The sequence below is a fragment of the Amycolatopsis sp. NPDC114505 genome (genome assembly GCF_055633615.1).
The window spans coordinates 439120-458460 of the sequence record NZ_JBVKDV010000004.1; the positions used below are offsets into that span (position 1 = coordinate 439120).

8 protein-coding genes and 1 pseudogene are annotated in these 19341 nt (G+C 72.8%); 4 read left to right on the forward strand and 5 right to left on the reverse strand.

The features are described 5' to 3' along the window. The first annotated feature begins 22 nt into the window (after positions 1–22). The 3 genes from ACZ7OU_RS40305 (at position 23) to ACZ7OU_RS40315 (ending at position 2589) form a co-directional block, all read left to right on the forward strand. Positions 23–1129 carry a cytochrome P450 gene (locus tag ACZ7OU_RS40305; protein ID WP_470259680.1) on the forward strand — a complete coding sequence of 369 codons (1107 nt, stop codon included), beginning with the start codon at positions 23–25 and terminating at the stop codon, positions 1127–1129. 384 nt (positions 1130–1513) lie between these two features. Then, entirely contained in the window at positions 1514–2206 is a 693-nt protein-coding gene (locus tag ACZ7OU_RS40310) for a helix-turn-helix transcriptional regulator (RefSeq protein ID WP_470259309.1), read from the forward strand. A 236-nt stretch (positions 2207–2442) separates the two neighbouring features. Further along, on the forward strand, positions 2443–2589 hold the full coding sequence (locus ACZ7OU_RS40315) for a hypothetical protein (protein ID WP_155545886.1): 147 nt from the start codon (positions 2443–2445) through the stop codon (positions 2587–2589). Positions 2590–3187: 598 nt separating this feature from the next. On the opposite strand, the gene ACZ7OU_RS40320 is transcribed toward ACZ7OU_RS40315, so the two are convergent. Both ACZ7OU_RS40320 and ACZ7OU_RS40325 read right to left on the reverse strand, forming a co-directional pair. Then, positions 3188–4243, reverse strand: a complete 1056-nt coding sequence (locus ACZ7OU_RS40320) for a ketoacyl-ACP synthase III family protein (RefSeq protein ID WP_470259310.1) — start codon at positions 4241–4243, stop codon at positions 3188–3190. Next, entirely contained in the window at positions 4240–5454 is a 1215-nt protein-coding gene (locus ACZ7OU_RS40325; RefSeq protein WP_470259311.1) for a macrolide family glycosyltransferase, read from the reverse strand. Before ACZ7OU_RS40325 ends, ACZ7OU_RS40320 begins: the two co-directional genes overlap by 4 nt. A 265-nt stretch (positions 5455–5719) precedes the next feature. Here ACZ7OU_RS40325 and ACZ7OU_RS40330 point away from each other — a divergent pair, with 265 nt between their 5' ends. Further along, positions 5720–6904 (forward strand): aminotransferase class I/II-fold pyridoxal phosphate-dependent enzyme, encoded by a 1185-nt coding sequence (locus ACZ7OU_RS40330; RefSeq protein ID WP_470246086.1) that lies wholly within the window; start codon positions 5720–5722, stop codon positions 6902–6904. Positions 6905–6948: 44 nt separating this feature from the next. Here the strand turns inward: ACZ7OU_RS40330 and ACZ7OU_RS40335 are convergent, their stop codons facing one another. The 3 genes and pseudogenes from ACZ7OU_RS40335 to ACZ7OU_RS40345 all read right to left on the reverse strand — a co-directional run. Next, a complete protein-coding gene (locus ACZ7OU_RS40335; RefSeq protein WP_470259312.1) occupies positions 6949–8199 on the reverse strand; it encodes an activator-dependent family glycosyltransferase in 1251 nt (416 codons plus the stop codon). 13 nt (positions 8200–8212) lie between these two features. Continuing rightward, positions 8213–8971 carry a thioesterase II family protein gene (locus ACZ7OU_RS40340; RefSeq protein ID WP_470259313.1) on the reverse strand — a complete coding sequence of 253 codons (759 nt, stop codon included), beginning with the start codon at positions 8969–8971 and terminating at the stop codon, positions 8213–8215. Next, a pseudogene (locus tag ACZ7OU_RS40345) lies at positions 8964–19325 on the reverse strand (type I polyketide synthase); the annotation flags it as partial. The pseudogene ACZ7OU_RS40345 and the gene ACZ7OU_RS40340, both read right to left, overlap by 8 nt. Positions 19326–19341 lie beyond the last annotated feature (16 nt).

Below are 19341 nucleotides of genomic sequence, written 5' to 3' on the forward strand. Positions count from 1 at the left end.
CCTGCTGACCTGGCTGGAGAAGATGCGGGCGGACACGCCCGTGTGGCAGGACGAGGCCGGCGCCTGGCACGTGTTCCGCTCCGCCGACGTCCGCCGCGTCAGCACCGACGCGCAGCTGTTCTCGTCGGACACGACGCGCCTGACCTCGCCCGGCGACCAGGCACCCCCGGGCACCCTGCTGGTCATCGACCCACCCGAGCACCGCAAGCTGCGCCGCCTGGTCAGCCAGGCGTTCACCCCCAAGGTGGTCGCCGACCTCGCGCCGCGGATCACCGAGCTGACCCGGGAGCTGCTGGCCGCGGTCGAGCCGGACGCGACGGCGTTCGACCTGGTCGACGTGCTGGCCTACCCGCTGCCGGTGATCGTCATCGCCGAGCTGCTGGGCGTGCCCGCCGGCGACCGGGAGCTGTTCCGGGGCTGGGCCGAGGCGCTGATGGCCCTGCAGGTCGACGACCCCAGCACCGGCGAGAAGCTCGCCATCGCGATCGAGGAGATGGAGGCGTACCTCAACGCCCAGATCGCCGCCCGGCGCGCCGAGCCCCGCGACGACCTGCTGACCCGGCTCGTGGAGTCCTCGATCGACGGCGAGCGGCTGACCGACGAGGAGGTCGGCAACTTCACGGCGTTGCTGCTGCTCGCCGGGCACGTCACCACCACCATGCTGCTCGGCAACGTGCTGCTCTGCCTGGAGGACGCCCCCGGCGTCTACGAGCAGGTCCGGGCGGAGCCGGCGCTGGTGGAGCCGCTGCTCGAGGAGGTGCTGCGGCTGCGGCCGCCGTTCCCGCGGGTGGTCCGGGTGACCACGGAGGACGTCGAGGTGGCCGGCACGGTGATCCCCGCCGACTCGATCGTCTGGGCCTGGGTGGTGTCGGCGAACTACGACGAGCGCGAGTTCACCGACGCGTGGCGGTTCGACCTGACCCGCAAGCCGAACACCCACGCCGCGTTCGGGCACGGCATCCACTTCTGCCTGGGCGCGCCGCTGGCGCGGCTCGAAGGGCGGATCGCGCTGGAGCTGCTGTTCGAGCGGTTCGAGCACCTGCGGATCACCCCCGGTGCGGACGTGCCGTTCCACGCCGGCGGCGTGTTCGGCGTCCAGCAACTGCCGGTCACCACGACCGCGGGCTGACCCGCCGGCGAACCGCTCGCGAGCGCAGAGTGAACGGGCGGATACCGCACTACCGAAGGTGCGCCCGCGGGTGCCGTACCTCCGGCCGGGCGGACCCCAGTGTTAGCCCCCAACCCCCCGACCGGCATTGACGGGCCATAACCCGTTGGCTAGCGTACGAGACGTCGTTTGGTTTGTTTCCAACGAAACGGACCGAAGCGGATCAGTCCGGGTGGACTCGAGGATCCTTCTGGGGAAGGGCTCGAGGTTTCCGCTGGGGTGGTGTGAATAACCCATCCGGGCCGGTGCCGTTGACCCTCTTGAGGGGAGCTCGGGGGTCGTAGACGTCTTTTGTCCGTGGACAATGCCTACGAAACGTAGAACGAATCTGGGGGTTCGAACTCGATGAACACGCGTGTCGATTCCTTGGTCGAGCGGCCGGCGGCGGTTCCGCACGGTCTGCCGCCCGTCGCTGAAAGACAGAACCAGAACGTCCCCGCCTTCGACCTGTCCGATGTCTGCATCGCGAATCTGGGACCCGACCTCCGGGTGATCGAGGCCAATGGCGATTTCCTCCGCCAGCTGGGCCGAACCGCGTCCGACGTTTTTGGACAGAGCTTTGTGGACTTCGTGCACCCGAGTGCCAAACAGTTCACCCTCCAGCAGCTGGCGCGGCTGAACGAAGGCCGCCGCGACCGCTTCAGCGCCCGCCTGGTGGGCGTGCGGCCCGCGCAGCCGGTGCTCTCGGGCGGACTGACCGGCATCGCGGTGCGCAGCCAGTCGGGCCAGGTCACCACGATCGTCGTGCTGATCAAGCCGGACCGCGCCGCGGAGGCCCCGCGGCCGGCGATCGAGAAGACCAAGCTGCTCAGCGAGCTCGACGCGAAGGTCCTCGAGGGCGTCGCCGCCGGGATTTCGACCGTGCAGCTGGCCTCGAAGCTGTACCTGAGCAGGCAGGGCATCGAGTACCACGTCGGCGCGATGCTGCGGCAGTTCAAGTCGCCGAACCGCTCGGCGCTGGTCTCGAAGGCGTACTCGCAGGGCATCCTGTGCATCGGCCAGTGGCCGCCGAAGGTGACCCCGCAGTACATCCGCTGAGCACCGCTTTCCCCAGGGCCGGCCGGGCCGCCCGGGTTGGGTTCGATGTCCGGTTCATGCCGGTATCGACACCGGCCCCGGCGACCCGGCCGGCCCTTTTCCCGCGAGGCGGGAACCCTCCGGGAAATACCCTGAATGCGGGTCGCGAAGGGTGCGCCCGGCAGTACCCTGCGCTATCCTGCGAAGGCACGGATCGATTTGCGATGATGGGTCGGCGCAAAGAAAGGACCGAGGCAGTGGGTGTTTTCGGAAAAAAGGAAGACGATTCCAAGAAGAAGCCGTCGGACTCGAAGGCGGACAACGCCAAGGCTGACGACGAAAAGAACCGCAAGCGCCGCAGCCGCCTTTTGGGCGGCGCGTACGGCGGCGGCAGCGGCGGCTGAGCCGGCGCACCGCTGACCGGGTGAATCGGGTGGGACGAGGGCGACCTCGGACCACCCGATTCGCGTTTCCGGGGTCCTGCGCAGTGGGTTCACCGGGTTGTTGGTCAGTTTCCACCTGAAGTTCGGAGCGGCTACCCTGTGACAGGTACGGTCGCACCGGGAGTGACCGGAGTGCGGCGTCGTGGGCGATTCACGGGGTGGTCCGGTGTGGTCCGCAGGGGTTCGGTTCGGTAGGGGGTGCGGAGGTCGGGCGCTGTCACGGACAGTCGCTTGTCCGCTGCCGGAGAGCTTGCCGGTGCAGTTGCGCGGCCGGCCCGGGCTAGCTCACTCGGGGGAGTTCTGGCGGCAGGAAGCCGCACCGCAGCGAGCAGGCGAACGCCCCGCACCCGCGCCCGGCCACGGCCACGGCCCCAGGCACCCGCACCCGGCCGCGGCCCCAGGCACCCGCCCCGCTACGCCCCGAGGCACCCGCCCCGGCACCGCCCCACCTCGCCCAGCCCCGCCCCGGCACCGCCCAACCCAGCCCCGCCTCGCCCCGAGCACGAAAAAGCCGCCCCCACCAGACCTCGTCCGGTGAAGGCGACCTCCGAACCCCACCTCACCCCTTGGGCACGACCGGCTCAGCCCACTCCGGCACGTCCAGGATCTCCACCACCGCGCCGGCCACACTGACCCCCGGCGCGATCCCGACCATCAGCACGTGGTCGCCCGGCCGCAGCTGGCCCGTCCCGAGCATGTTCGCCAGCGACGCCACCTGGTCGCTCGCCCCCAGGTGACCCAGGCCGCGGCCGAAGTCCCAGTTCGACTTCTCCAGCGGGATCCCCAGCATCGCCAGCAACCCATCCTCGACGTATTTGCGCGAGCCGTGGTTGTACGCGATGCGGCTGACCTCGTCGATGCCGATGCCCGCCTCCGACAGCACCCGGTCGATCAGCTCCGAGCGCGTCTTCAGCAGGTTGAGGCCACTGTGGAGCATCGTGTCGCGGTTCTTGAACCCGAAGAAGTCGATGCGCTCGGCGAAGTCCATGAACCGGCCGATCGTCGCGCCCGGGGGGAACATCGGCTCGTCGCCGCGGTGCATGCCCTCCAGCTCGGGCACCGTGATCGAGCTCGCCGACTTCAGGCGCGCGAAGCCGGACGTCGTGTTCAGCACGACCGCCGTGGCGCCGTCGCCGATGACGAAGTCCGGGCGCAGGCAGCGCCAGCGGTTCACCAGCGGGGACGTCGAGTTGTCCGACGCGACCGTCATCGCCGTGCCGCCGCCGCGGGCGATCAGGTACGTCGAAGCCAGCTCCAGCGCCCCGAACATGCCGTTGCAGCCCTGACGCAGCTGCGCCGCGAGCAGGTCGCCGCCGACCAGGTGCCGCTGCAGCCAGAACTGCGGGAACCAGCCGTCCGGACCGGAGTGGTAGTTGTCCGCGTACAGCAACACGTCCAGGGACTCCGGGTCGACGCCCGCGCGGGCCACGGCTTCCTGCCCGGCCCACAGCGCCATGTCCGGGGCCGGGGTCTCGCCGGCGCAGGCCGCGCCGGTCAGCCCGGACGTCTCGGCGTCCTCGGCGGTCATCCACCCCTGCTCGATCGCCGCCTCGACGCCGGTGGTCGCCGGCACGTACGTACCGATCCCGCTGAGGTAGACCTCCGCCAGCTTCACTTCGCCTCCACTTTCGCTCCGAGCCACGATTCGACGGCGTCGGCCGCCCGGGTCTCCCCGCCGGCCAGCGCGACCTGGTCGCTCATCCACCGGACGCGCTCGGCGACCACCGGGTCGGACGCGGTCGTGGTGACGGCTTCGAGCAGCTCCGCTTCGGTGACCTCGGTGCGGGACACCACGCGGCCGAGGTCGAGCTCCGCGACGCGGGCCGCGGTCACCACCTGGTCGCTCTGGGACGGTGTCATCACCATCGGCACGCCGTAGTGGAGGCTCTCCATGGTGCTGCCGAGCCCACCGTGCGTGACGAAAACCTTGGTGTGCGGCAACAGCGCCGCGTGCGCGACGAACGGGTGCGCCTCGATGTTGTCGGGCAACGGCCCGAGCTCGGCCGGGTCGACCCACCGGCCGAGCGTCAGCACGACGTGCCACGGCTGCCCGGTGAACGCGCGCACGCACTTGCGGAAGAAGCCGACTTGTTCCCGGCTGCGCGAAGTGCCCAGCGAGATCAGCACGAGCGGCAGCCCGTCCTCGGGCGGGGTCCACTCCCCCGGCGGCGCCGTCCGGTCGAAGGACGGCCCGATGAACGCGAAGCGGTCGTCGAAGGTCTCGCCGCGGATCTGGAACGCCTTCGGCAGGTAGACGAGGTGGTAGCCGGGGTCGCCGTCGCCGGTGTCCACATCGGACAGACTGTGCTCGGCGAGCAGCCGCTGGGTGTCCGCCACGAACGCGGTCAGGTCGGGGTCGGTGAGGTCCGGCGGCCGGGCGGAGTCGGACTCGGCCTGTGCCTCGTTCAGGCGGAAGTGCTCGTTGGACGCGAACTCCGGGACCGACTGCACCACCGGCACCGACCACTTCCGCGCGATCAGCCGCGCGGTCTCGGACGCCGCCAGGTCGTGGATCACCAGGTCCGGCGGGTCGTCGGCGAACCGTTTCATCGCGGCCGGGAGCGGCGCGAGGCCCTCGCCCATGAACGCCAGCATGGCCCGCAGCGCGTACCCGTCGGACGCGGTGTCGCCCAGCCCGGTCGCCCACGGGAACGTCGAGGTGTAGGGCAGCACCTCCGCACCGGTCGCCGCCACCTTCGCGGCGAACTCGTCGACCACGGCGAAGGTGACCCGGTGGCCGCGGCGCACCAGCTCGGCGACGATCGGGAGGACCGGCGCGACGTGCGCGTACGCGGGGAAGCTGAAGACCGCGATATGCCTGCTCACCGCTGCATCGTCGGCCACCGCCGCCGCGTGTCGCACCGGCTACCACGCAACTTCTGGCTATTTCCCCCCAAAAGCGCTTTGAACGTTTCTACGCCGGGACGACTAGGGGCTTCCACAGAGTTTCCCGGCAAGATCCGTCAGTCCCGCGCGGCGTACCTATCCTGCAGACGACCGTTCGAGGGGGATCTCAACAGCTGTTGTAAAGCAACGAAATGCACGTCATCGCGGGAAAGGGCAGACCGCGACCCCTGGGGAAGGACCTTTCATGAAGACGAGCGTTGACGACCTGGCGCTGTTCGGCGGCCCGATGGCCTTCGAGAAGACCCTGGTGGTCGGGAAACCGAGCACCGGGGACCGGGCGAAGTTCTACGAACGGCTCGAAGTGGCCCTCGACAGCGGGCGCCTCACCAGCGGCGGCCCGCTGGTCAAGGAGTTCGAGGCGCGGATCGCCGAGCACGCCGGGGCCAAGCACTGCGTCGCGACCTGCAACGGGACGATCGCGCTCGAGGTGATGGCCCGGGCGGCCGGCCTCACCGGCGAGGTCATCATGCCGTCGATGACCTACGTCGCGACCGCGCACGCGATGCGCTACCTCGGCCTGACGCCGGTCTTCTGCGATCTCGACCCGGCCACCGGGTGCATCGACCCCGAGCAGGTCGAGCGCCTGATCACCGACCGCACGACCGGTCTGGTCGGCGTGCACCTGTGGGGCCAACCGGCCGCCATCCAGGAGCTGGAGAAGATCGCCGAGCTGCACAACCTGACCCTCTTCTTCGACGCCGCGCACGGCATCGGCTGCAGCTTCGGCTCCCAGCCCCTCGGCGGGTTCGGCAAGGCCGAGATGTTCAGCTTCCACGCGGCGAAGGTCGTCACGACGTTCGAGGGCGGCGGGATCGTCACCAACGACGACGACTTCGCCCAGCTCGCCCGCTACACCCACAACTTCGGCTGGGGCGAGGAGCACGTCACCGAGTTCGCCGGCACCAACGCCAAGATGAGCGAGGCGTCGGCGGCCATGGGGCTGACCTCGCTCGACGCGCTGCCCGCGACCATCGCCGCCAACCGCGCGCACTACGAGCAGTACACCGCCTTGCTGGACGGGCTGCCCGGCCTGGAGATGCACCGCTACGACGAGGAGAACCGCAACAGCTACCAGTACAACGTCGTGAAGGTCGACGAGGAGGAGTGCGGGCTGTCCCGCGACACCCTCCTCGACCTGCTGCGGGCGGACAACGTGCTGGCGCAGCGCTACTTCTCGCCGTGCGTGCACGAGTGCGAGCCCTACCGCACCGAGCGGCCGGTCTCGCTGCCCGCCACCGACGCGTTCTCCCGGCGCGTGCTGACGCTGCCGACCGGACCGTCCGTCACGAGCGAGCAGGTCCGCGAAGTCTCGGCCCTGGTGGCCTTCGCGATCGAGCACGCCCCGGAGATCCGCCGCCGCCTGGGTTGAAAGAGGTCGTGAGTGAGAAACAGTGTTCTAACCCTGTTTCTCACTCACGACCGCTCGGCGACCAGCTTCTCCAGGTCCGCGACCAGCTCGGCCGGGGTCGGCTGGGCCAGTGCGAGGTCACGCAGGCGGCGCGAGTTGGCCGCGAACTCCGGCTCCCCGACCAGCCGGGCCACCGCGGACCGCAGGTCGTCGGCCGTGAAGCCGTTGTGGGTGAACAACAGTCCCGCACCCTCGTCGACCAGCCGCTGCGGACGCAGGAGGTGGTCGGCGATCGGCGTGGTGACGGTCAGCTGCGGGACGCCGGCCACCAGCGCCGCGCCGTAGCTGCCGAACCCGCCGTGGTGCACGATCGCCGCGCAGCTCGGCAGCACGGTGTGCAGCGCGACCGACTCGACGACCCGGACGTTGGCCGGCACCTCCGTCAGGGCCTCGCGCTGCTCGGGCACCAGCGCGGCAACCACTTCGATGTCCAAAGTGGACAACGCGGCCAGTATCTCCGGGATCGAGACGTAGTCGCCACCGAAAGCGTCCGTGTTGGACGAACCCAGCGTCAAGCACACCCGCGGCCGCGACGGCGGTGTGCGCAGCCAGTCCCAGACCACGGCCCGCCCGTTGTAGGGCACGTGCCGCACCGGCAGGCGCCGGACGCCGGAGCGCGCGCCAAGCGACTCCGGCAGCGGGTCGATGGTCGCCTGGCCGGTGACGAGCCCTTCGTCGAAGTCCACCCCGTACGGCCGGCCGGTCAGCTCCAGCCAGTCGTAGAGCGGGTCTTCCTGCTCCTCGGCCGGCTGTTCGGCCATCACCTTCAGGAACGTCGCTCGCATGGCGCACCAGACGTCGGCCCAGCACAGCTGCCGGACGTGCGCCGCGCCGCACGCCTTCGCCGCGATCGCCCCGGCGTAGGTCAGCGCGTCCCAGACGACCAGGTCGGGCTGCCACTCCAAAGCGTGGGCGACCAGGTCGCCGACCATGTCGTCGTTGTAGATCGCGAACCCGGCCCACACGGTGAAGGTGTACCGCTGGTGCAGCGCCTCCCACGTGTGCGACGCCGGGTCCGTGTCGTTCCAGTTCGCGATGTCGGCTTCCTGGGCGTCGCGGTTCTGCTTCATGCCCTCGTGCATCGTGTTGTCCACGCCGACCGGCACCGCGGTCAGGCCGGTGCCGGTGACGACGTCGGTGAACCCCGGCGACGCGGCCACCCGCACCTCGTGCCCGGCCGCGACGAGCGCCCAGGCGGCCGGGACCATGCAGTACAGGTGGGACTTCTCGTCCAGCGTCACGAACAACACGCGCACGGCAGGCTGCCTTTCAGTGGTGGCCGGACAAGGTGCCCGTGAGCCGCGCGGAGATCAGCCGCAGCACCTCGGGCTGGTGGTCGGCGAGGAAGAAGTGCCCGCCGCCGAACACCTTCAGCTCGAACTCGCCGTCGGTGTGGTCCTGCCACGCGCGGGCCTCGGCCAAAGTGGTCTTCGGGTCGGCGTCGCCGGTCAGCACGGTGATCGGCGTGGCCAGCTTCGGTCCCGGCTGCCGGACGTAGGTCTCGGCGGCCTTGTAGTCGTTGCGGATCGCGGGCAGCGCCATCCGCAGGATCTCTTCGTCGCCCAGCACGGCCGCGTTGGTGCCGCCGAGCTTGCGCATCTCGGCGATCACCCCGTCGTCGTCGAGCTTGTGCACGGACTCGTCGCGGCGGCACGCGGGCGCGCGCCGGCCGGACGCGAACAGGTGCAACGGCGTCACGCCCGCCTGTTCCAGCCGGGTGGCGACCTCGAACCCGAGCGTCGCGCCCATGCTGTGGCCGAACAGCGCGAACGGCCTGCTAGTCCGCTCGGCCAGCACTTCGACGACCCGGTCCGCGAGCTCGGGCAGGTTGTCGATCCCCGGCTCGAGCCGGCGGTCCTGTCGGCCCGGGTACTGGACGGACAGGACCTCGACCGAGCGGCCGAGCCCGGCGGACATCGGGAAGTAGAAGCTGGCCGACCCGCCCGCGTGCGGCAGGCAGAACAGCTGGACGGCGCCTTCGTCCGCGTCGTGGTAGCGGCGGAGCCACAGCTCCGGGTTCTCAGTCATGCGTGAACTCCGTCCTCAGCGTGGTGTCCAGCCACCCGCGCACGGTCTCGGCGGTAGTGGCGGCGTGGTCTTCGACCATGGTGAAGTGGTTGCCCGGCACGTCGACGACGGTGTCGGCGGTGTCCCAGTGCGTCTGCCACTCCTCGGGGGCGAGCCGCCCGCCCGCGACCGGCGGCTCCGACGAGCGGACGAGCAGGAGCGGCACCGACAGCTTCGCGGGCGCCCAGCCCGCCATCAGCCGGAAGTACCAGCTCATCGCCGACAGCCGGGCGACGTCCATCGGCGCGAACACCTCCTCGCGGTCGAACATGCCGCCGAACAGCTCGTCGCGGAACCGGTCCAGCGGCGAGTCCTCGCGCGGCAGGTAGCTGTCGAGCAGCACGACGGCCAGCGGCGGCGTGCCCCGCTCTTCGAGAACCTCCGCGGCGGCGTGCGCGAGCATCCCGCCCGACGACGACCCGAGCAGCACGAACGGCGCACCGGCGGCGGCCCGCAGCACCGAGTCCGCCTGGACCTCGGCGACCGCGCGGACGCTGGTCGGCAGCGCCTCACCCTTGACGAACCCGGGCGCGGGCAGCGCGTGCACGTCGAGGTCACCGCGGAACGGCGAGGCGAAGCGGGCGTACTGGTGCACCCCGGCCAGCGCGACGTACGAGCTGAAGCAGATGAGCGTCGGCGGGCGCTCCCCGGCCGCGAGCTGCACCGACCCCGGCTGCTCGGCCAGGTCGGCGGCGGTGTCGAAGGTGGGCCGCAGCAGCGCCGCGTTCTGCAGCAGCTCGAAGCCCTCCTTCATCTTGCCGAGTTCGCAGGCCGTGCGGAACAACGCGCTGAGCGTCTCCCCGGAGTCCACAGTGGACGTCTTCGGCGCGGCGGCGCCGACGTTCAGCTCGGCCCGCAGGTGCGCGGCGAGGTCCGCGGGCGCCGGGAAGTCGAAGACCAGTGTCGGCGGCAGCCGCAGGCCGGTGGACGCGCCGAGGGCGTTGCGCAGCTCGACCGCGGTCAGCGAGTCGAAGCCGGCGACGAGGAACCCGACGTCCGGCCGCACGGCGTCGGGGCCGGCGTGGCCCAGCACCGTCGCCGCGGTGGCCCGGACCAGGTCCAGCAGGATCGCCAGCTGGTCCGGTTCCGGTTTCCCGGCCAGTGCGGCGCGCAACGCGGCCTCGCCGGACACCGGAGCGGCGGCCGAGGCGGCCCGGCGAGCGGGGCGCACGAGTCCCTTGAGGACGGACGCGACCCGGTCGCCCAGCCCCGTCAGGTCCAGCTTCGCCGGGACCAGCGCGGGTTCCGCGAGCGACGTCGCGGTGGCGAACAACGCCAGCCCCTGCTCGACGGGCAGCGCGTGGACGCCGCCCCGCGACATCCGCTTCCGGTCGGCCGAGTCCAGCGCGGAGCTCATCCCGGTCTCCCACAGGCCCCAGGCCAGCGCCTGGGCGGGCAGGCCGCGGGCGGCCCGGTGAGCGGCGAGCGCGTCGAGGAAGGCGTTCGCCGCGGCGTAGTTGCCCTGCCCGGGTCCGCCGAAGGTGGCCGACACCGAGGAGAAGAGCACGAACGCCGAGAGGTTCCGGTCCGCGGTCAGCTCGTGGAGGTGCCAGGCGGCGTCGACCTTGGGCCGCAGCACGGCGTCCATCCGGTCCGGCGTGAGCGAGGACAGGACGCCGTCGTCGAGCACGCCGGCCGCGTGCACGACCCCGGCGAGGTCGGGGATGTCCGCCAGCAGCGCGGCGAGCGCGACGCGGTCCGCGGTGTCGCAGGCGGCGAGCCGGACGTCGGCGCCGAGCGCGGTCAGCTCGTCCCGCAGCTCGGTGGCACCGGCCGCGTTCCGGCTGGTCAGCACGAGCCGCCGGACGTCGTGCGCGGTGACCAGGTGCCGGGCCAGCACGCGGCCCAGGCTGCCGGTGGCACCGGTGAGCAGCACCGTGCCGTCGGGCCCGAACGGACGCTTGCCGGTGGCGGCCTCGGTGGTGGCGCGGGTCAGCCGGGCGGCGAGCAGGGAACCTTCGCGGACGGCGAGCTGCGGTTCGTCGGCGAGGACCGCTGCCGGAAGGGCCGCGGCGGACTCGTCGTGGTCATCGAGGTCGATCAGCCGGACCCGGCCGGGGTGCTCGGACTGCGCCGAGCGGACCAGGCCCCAGACCGGCGCGCACGCCAGGCCGGGGACGTCGTCCCCGGCCGCGGCGGCGACCGCGCCGCGGGTCACCACGACCAGGCGGGAGGCGGCGAACCGGTCGTCGGCCAGCCAGTCCTGCAGCAGCGAGAGCACGTCGTGCGCGGCCGTCCGGGCGACGGTCGGCAGCTCGCCGGCCGCCGGGGTGCGGACGGCCAGGACCGCTTCGGGCACGGCCATGCCGAGACCGACCGCGGCACCGAGCGCCTTGAGGTCCACATAGGACTCGCAGGTGACGCCGGCCGCGTCGAGCACCGGCCCGACCCTGAGGCCGTCGTCACCGACGACCGCCCACCGCCGGGCCACGGCCTCGACCGGCCGCCTGTCCAGCGTGACGCCGTCCGCGTCGCGCACCGGCCCGACCTTGAGGCCGTCATCACCGACGACCGCCGACCGCCGGGCCACGGCCTCGACCGGCCGCCAGTCCAGCCGGAACAGCGACTCGTGCGCCTTCCGGAGCGGCCGCACCGCCCCGGCGGCGAGCGGGCGCAGCACCAGCGCGTCGATCGACGCCACCGGGCGGCCGGCGGGGTCGGCCAGGCTGAGCCGCACCGTGTCGTGGCCGTTCGGGGTGACCGTGACCCGGACCGCGGTCGCGCCGCTCGCGTGCAGCGTCACCCCGCTCCAGGAAAACGGGAGGTAGTTCCGGCCCGCCCACTCGGCGACCGTGCCGAGCACGTGCAGCGACGCGTCCAGCAGCGCCGGGTGCAGCCCGGACCGGGCCGCGTCCGCGTGCTCCTCGGGCCGCAGGGCCACTTCGGCGTGCACCTCGTCACCGAGCCGCCAAGCCGCGCGCAAGCCCTGGAAGGCCGGGCCGTAGCCGAAGCCACCGTCCGGGCCCTCGGTGTAGAGGCCGTCGAGGTCCAGGGGCTCGGCCCCGGCCGGCGGCCACTGCGTCAGGTCTTCGGGGACGGGACCGGGTTCGGCGGCCAGCCTGCCACTGGCGTGCCGGGTCCACGGTTCGTCGTCGAGTCGCGAGTGGACGGTGACTCCCCGCGAACCCGAGTCGTCCGGCGCACCGAGGACGACCTGCAGCTGGACGCCTTCTCGCTCGGGCAGCGGCAGCGGCGTTTCGATGACCAGCTCGTCGATGCCACCCGCGCCTGCCTGTTCGGCCGCGCACAGGACCAGCTCGACGAACCCGGTGCCGGGGAACAGTGTGCTGCCCGCGACTACGTGGTCGGCGAGCCACGGGTGCGTGCGCGGCGAGACGCGGCCCGTGCACACCACGACGCCGTCCTCGGCGTTCGTCACCGACGCGCCGAGCAGCGGGTGGTCGGGGCGGTCGAGACCCGCCATCGTGACGTCACCGGCCGGCGTCAGCGAGAACTCGGGCCAGAACCGCTCGTGCTGGAAGGCGTAGGTCGGTAGCTCCGCCGGGTCGCCAGGTCCGCCGAGGACAGTCCCCCAGTCCACTGTGGACCCACTGACGTGCAGCTTCGCCAGCGCGGTCAGCAGCTCGCGCGGCTCGTCACGGTCCTTGCGCAGCAGCGCGATGGTCAGGGCGTCGACGGTGGACGCGGCCATCGCGGTGAGGACGCCGTCCGGGCCCAGCTCCACGAACCGGGTCACGCCCAGCCCGGCGAGGGTGGTGACGGCGTCGGCGAACCGGACCGTCCCTCGCGCCTGGCGCAGCCAGTACTCCGGCGAGGTCAGGTCGGTCGCGGGTTCGCCGGTGAGCGTCGAGACGATCGGAATGGCGGGCGGCGCGAATGTCACTGCCCCGATGACCCGGCCGAACTCCGCGAGCATCGCGTCCATGGCCGGCGAGTGGAAGGCGTGCGAGACGCGCAGCCACCGCGTCTTGCGCCCGGCCCAGTGCTGTTCGACCGCCAGAACGCCGTCTTCGGCACCGGAAACCACCACGGCCGCCGGTCCGTTGACCGCGGCCAGCTCGACGCCGGCGGGCAGCGTCGGGACGACCTCGGCTTCGGTCGCCTCGATCGCGAGCATCGCGCCCCCGGCGGGCAGCGCCTGCATCAGGCGGCCCCGCGCGGCGACGACGGCGCAGGCGTCGGGCAGCGACCACACGCCCGCGACGTGCGCGGCGGCCAGTTCGCCGATCGAGTGCCCGGCGAGCCGGTCGGGGCGGACGCCCCAGGATTCCAGGAGCCGGAACAGCGCCACTTCGACCGCGAACAGCGCTGGCTGGGTGTACCCCGTCTGGTGGAGGAGGTCGGTGTCGACGACCTCCAGGAGCAGCCGGTCGAGGTGCGGGTCGAACTCGGCGCACACCTCGGCGAAGGCTTCGGCGAACACCGGGAACTCGCGGCGCAGCCCGGCACCCATGCCGAGCCGCTGCGCACCTTGCCCGGTGAACAGGAACGCGGTGCCGCCCTCGGCCCGCACGCCCGTGCTGACGCCGGGCGCAGGACGGTCGGCGGCGACGGCGGCCAGCCCCTTGACCAGCTCCTCGCGGTCGGCGCCCACGACGACCGCGCGGTGCGCGAACACCGTGCGAGCCGCCAGTGCGGTGCCGATCTCCGCGGGGTGGGTCTCGACATGGGCCAGCAGCCGCTGGGCCTGTCCCCGCAGAGCTTCCGGGGAGTGCCCCGACACGGTCCACGCCGTCAGCTCGCGCGGCTCGGCAACTTCCGTCGCGGCCAGGCTCGGCACGGACTCGACGATGACGTGGGCGTTGGTGCCGCTCACCCCGAACGACGAGACGCCGGCACGGCGGACGCGGTCGTCGTCCGGCCAGGGCACGGATTCCGACAACAGCCGCACGGAACCCTCGTCCCAGTCCACATGGGACGACGGCACGGCGGCGTGCAGGGTCTGGGGCAGCAGGCCGTGACGCAGGGCCAGCACCATCTTCATGACCCCCGCGACGCCCGCCGCCGCCTGGGTGTGCCCCAGGTTCGACTTGATCGAGCCGAGCCACAGTGGACGGTCGCGGTCCTGGCCATAGGTGGCGATGAGCGCCTGGGCTTCGATCGGGTCGCCCAGCGACGTGCCCGTGCCGTGCGCCTCGACGGCGTCCACATCGGACGGCGTCAGGCCCGCGTTCGCCAGCGCCGCCCGGATCACCCGCTGCTGCGAAGGACCGTTCGGCGCGGTCAAGCCGTTCGACGCGCCGTCCTGGTTCACCGCGCTGCCTCGCACGATCGCGAGCACCGGGTGCCCGTTGCGGCGTGCATCGGAAAGCCTTTCCAGGACCAGCATTCCGGAGCCTTCGCCCCAGCCGGTGCCGTCGGCGTCGTCGGAGAACGCGCGGCAGCGGCCGTCCGGCGACAGGCCCCGCTGCCGGCTGAACTCGACGAACGAGCCCGGCGTCGACAGCACGGTGACCCCGCCGGCGAGCACGAGCGAGCACTCCCCCGCGCGCAGGGCCTGGATCGCCCAGTGCATCGCGACCAGCGACGACGAGCACGCCGTGTCCACGGTGACGGCCGGGCCTTCGAGCCCGAGCGCGTAGGAGATCCGACCCGAGAGCACGGACGCGGCGTTGCCGGTGCCGAGGTAGCCTTCGGCGCTCTTCGGCGACAGCGCGAGCAAGGCGGGATAGTCCTGGCCGTTGGTCCCGGCGAACACGCCGACGGGCTGGCCCCGCAACGACTCCGGGTCGATGCCCGCGCGCTCCAGGGCCTCCCAGGACGTCTCGAGCAGCAGCCGCTGCTGCGGGTCCATGGCCAGGGCTTCCCGAGGCGAGATCCCGAAGAAGCCGGGGTCGAACAAGGCGGCGTCGTCGAGGAAACCGCCTTCACGGGCGTAGGACGTGCCCTCGCTGTCGGGGTCCGGGTCGTAGAGCGCGTCGAGGTCCCAGCCGCGGTCGGCCGGGAAGCCGCCGATCGCGTCGCGGCCTTCGGCGAGCAGCGTCCACAGCTCGTCCGGGGTGTGGACGCCGCCGGGGAACCGGCAGGCCATCGACACGATCGCGATCGGCTCGTCGTCGGTCCGGGCCGTGACGGCGACGAGCGCCGGTCCCGCGTCGCCGGCCAGGTGCGTGGCCAGGGCGTTCGGGGTGGCGTAGTCGTAGATCAGGGTGGCGGGCAGCCGCTGCCCGGTCGTCGCGGCGAGCCGGTTGCGGAGCTCGACGGCGGTCAGCGAGTCGAAGCCGAGGTCCTTGAACGCCCGGTCCGGCTCGACGGCCGCCGCGTTGGCGTAGCCGAGCACCAGCGCCACGGCGGTGCGGACGACGTCGAGCACGTCGGCCGGCCGGTCGGGGACGGGCTCGGCGACCGGCCGCGGCGGGACGAGCCCGGCGAACACCGGCGGCAGGACCGGGGCGGCGCCGAGCACGGCGAAGTCGAACCGGATCGGCAGCACCGCGGGCTCCCCGGCGCGGCAGGCCGCGTCGAACAGCCGCAGACCGTCCACAGTGGACAGCGGGATCATGCCGGTGGCACCCAGCCGGCGCCGGTCGCGGTCGGCGAGGGCGTCGGTCATGCCGCCGGTCTGCTCCCACAGGCCCCAGCCGAGGGCGAGCGCGGGGAGACCGCGGTCACGGCGGTGGCGGGCCAGCGCGTCGAGCCAGACGTTGGCCGCCGCGTAGTTCGCCTGGCCGGCCGGGCCGAGCGTGCCGGAGATCGAGGAGAACACGACGAACGCGGTCAGGTCCGCCTCGGCGGTCAGCTCGTGCAGGTTCGTGACGGCGTCGATCTTGGGCCGCAGCACGGCGTCCAGGCGCTCGGGGGTCAGCGCGGACACGACGCCGTCGTCGAGCACGCCGGCCACGTGGACGACGCCGGTCAGCGGCCGGTCGGCCGGGATGCCCCCCAGCAGCGCGGCCAGCGCCGTCCGGTCGGCGGCGTCGCAGGCCGCGACGACCGGTTCCGCGCCCAGCCCGGTCAGGTCCGCGACCAGCTCGGCCGCGCCGTCGGCATCGGGGCCGCGCCGGCTGGCCAGGAGCAGGTGCCGCACCCCGTACCGGGTGGCCAGGTGGCGGGCGACGAGAGCGCCCAACGCCCCGGTCCCGCCGGTGACGAGGACCGTCCCTTCCGGACCGAAGGACGCCGACGGGCCGGGCTCGGACGAGGTCGTCTTCGCCAGGCGCGCCGCCCGGATTTCACCGCCGCGCAGCAGGAACTCGGGTTCGCCGGTGGCGAGTGCGGCGGGCAGCAGCCGCGCGGACGCCGGGTCGTCGACGTCGGCGAGCACGAACCGGCCGGGGTTCTCGGCCGCGGCCGAGCGCACCAGGCCCCACACGGGGGCCTGCGCGAGGTCCTCGATCCCGTCGGCGACGGCGGCGTGCCGCGTCAGGACCACCAGGGTGCGGCCGTCGAACCGCTCGTCGGCCAGCCACGACTGCACGAGCCGCAGCGCGCGCCGAGCCGCCTCACCCGGCGTTTCGCACCGGAACGGGGCGACCAGGACGTCGGGCAGCGCGCCGGCTTCCGCGACGCCGTCGAGGTCGGGGTGGCAGGCCAGCGCGCCCAGCTCGGCGAACAGGGCGGCACCGAGTTCGCGGTGACCGGAGCCGAGCACGGCCCACGCCGCCGGGACCGGCTCCGCCGCTTCGACCGGCACCCAGTCGAGCTTCAGCAGGCTGTCGCGGGTCGCGCCGCCGACCGGGCGCGGCAGCTCCGGCCAGTAGGTCTCGCGCTGGAAGGCGTAGGTCGGCAGGGCCCGCGCCCGCGCGCCGGGGAACAGCTCGCCCCAGGCGGCTCGCGCACCCTGGACATACACACTCGCGACGGCGGCCAGCGCGGTCCGGACCTCGTCGCGGTCCTTGCGCAGCAGCGACGCGACCGTCACGCCGGGCAGGCACTCTTCGGTCATGGCGGCGAGCACGCCGTGCGGCCCCAGCTCCAGGAACCGGGTGGTCCCGAGGTCCGCGAGGGCCGCCGCGGCGGTGGCGAACCGGACGGGCTCCCGGACCTGGCGCACCCAGTAGTCCGGAGTGGTCAGCTCGTCGGAAATCGGAGCGCCGGTCACCGTCGAGACGATCGGGAGCCGCGGCCGCGCGTAGGTGATCCGCGCCGCGACCTGGGCGAACTCCGCCAGCATCGGGTCCATCAGCGGGGAGTGGAAGGCGTGGGAGACGGTGAGCCGCCGAGTCCGGCGGCCGAGGGCGGCGAAGTGCCGCTCGATCTCTCCCGCGGCCGCTTCTGTGCCGGACACGACGACGGCGTCCGGGCCGTTGACCGCGGCGAGGGAGACAGCGCCGGTGAGCAGCGGCGTCACCTCGTCCTCGGTGGCCTGGACGGCGACCATCGCCCCGCCGGCCGGCAACGCCTGCATGAGCCGTCCGCGCGCCGCGACCAGCTCGGCGGCGTCGGCGAGGGAGAACACGCCCGCGACGTGCGCCGCCGCGAGTTCGCCGATGGAGTGCCCGGCGAGGTGGTCGGGCGTCACGCCCCAGGACTCGAGGAGCCGGAACAGCGCGACCTCGACCGCGAACAGCGCGGGCTGGGTGTAAGCCGTCTCGTCGAGCCGCTCGCCCGAGTCGATGACCGTCTTGAGTGGACGGTCGAGGTGGCGGTCGAACTCCGTGCAGATCTCGTCGAAAGCGTTTGCGTACGCCGGAAAACGCTCGTACAGTTCCCGGCCCATGCCGGCGCGCTGGGCGCCCTGGCCGGTGAACAGGAACGCGGTCAGCCCTTCGGCGACCGCGCCGCGCACGAGCCCGGGCACGTCGTCGCCCTTCGCGAGCGCGCGCACGCCCTCGGCCAGTTCGGCCGCGTCGCCGACCAGCACGGCCCGGTGCTCGAACGCCGAGCGGGTCGTCGCGAGCGCCAGCCCGATCCCGGCGGGGTCACCCTCCACACCGGCGAGCCGGGCGGCCTGGGCGCGCAGCGCGGCTTCCGACCGTCCGGAAAGGACCCACGGAACGACGGCGGGCGAGGGGGTTTCCGGAGCGGCTTCCTCGGCCGGGGGTGCGGCCAGGAGCACGTGTGCGTTGGTGCCGCTCACGCCGAACGCCGAGACGCCCGCGCGGCGCACCCGCCCGTCCGCCGGCCACGGGACCGGCTCGGTCAGCACGCGGACGTCGCCGGCCGACCAGTCCACGCGCGACGTCGGCCGCTCGACGTGCAGGGTCTTCGGCAGGACGCCGTGCCGCAGAGAAAGCGTCATCTTGATGACGCCGGCCACGCCGGCGGCGGCCTGGGTGTGCCCGAGGTTCGACTTGATCGAGCCGAGCCACAGTGGACGGTCCGGCGGCCGGTGCTCGCCGTAGGTGGATAGCAAGGCCTGCGCTTCGATCGGGTCACCCAGGCTGGTCCCGGTGCCGTGCGCCTCGACGGCGTCCACATCGGACGGTGACAGGCCGGCGTCGGCGAGCGCGGCGCGGATGACCCGTTGCTGCGACGGGCCGTTCGGGGCGGTGAGCCCGTTCGACGCGCCGTCGGAGTTGATGGCCGAGCCCGCGACGATCGCGAGCACGGGGTGGCCGTTGCGCCGGGCGTCGGACAGCCGTTCCAGCAGCACGACGCCGGCGCCCTCGCCCCAGCCCGTGCCGTCGGCGCCGTCGGCGAACGCCTTGCACCGGCCGTCCGCGGCCAGGCCCTGCTGCCGGCTGAAGCCGATGAACGCGCCGGGCGTGGTCATGACCGTGACCCCACCGGCGAGCGCGAGATCGCACTCCCCCTCGCGCAGCGCGTGCGCCGCCCAGTGCAGGGCGACCAGCGACGACGAGCACGCCGTGTCGACGGTGACGGCCGGACCCTCCAGGCCGAGCGCGTAGGAAATCCGTCCGGAAAGGACACTCGCCGCGTTGCCCGTGCTCTCGTAACCGTCGCCGACGCCGGGCGCGAGGCTGAGCAGCCCCGGGTAGTCCTGGCCGTTGGTCCCGGCGAACACGCCGACCGGTTCGCCGCGCAGCGACTGCGGGTCGATCCCGGCGCGTTCCAGTGCTTCCCACGACGTCTCGAGCAGCAGCCGCTGCTGCGGGTCCATGGCGAGGGCCTCGCGGGGCGAGATGCCGAAGAAGGCGGCGTCGAACGCGCCCGCGTCGCGGACGAACCCGCCCTGGTCGACGTAGCTCGTGCCCGGGTGGTCCGGGTCGGGGTGGTAGACCGCGTCGAGGTCCCAGCCGCGGTCGGCCGGGAAGTCCGTCAGCGTGTCGGTGCCGGTTTCGAGTACCCGCCAAAGGTCTTCGGGCGTCTCGACGCCGCCGGGGAACCGGCAGGCCATCGCCACGATCGCGATCGGCTCGGGCGTCGCGGACTCGGCCTCCCGCAGGCGTTCCCGGGTCTCGTGCAGGTCGGCGGTGACCTTGCGCAGGTACCCGAGCAGCTTCTCCTCGTTCACGTCGCACCCCGCC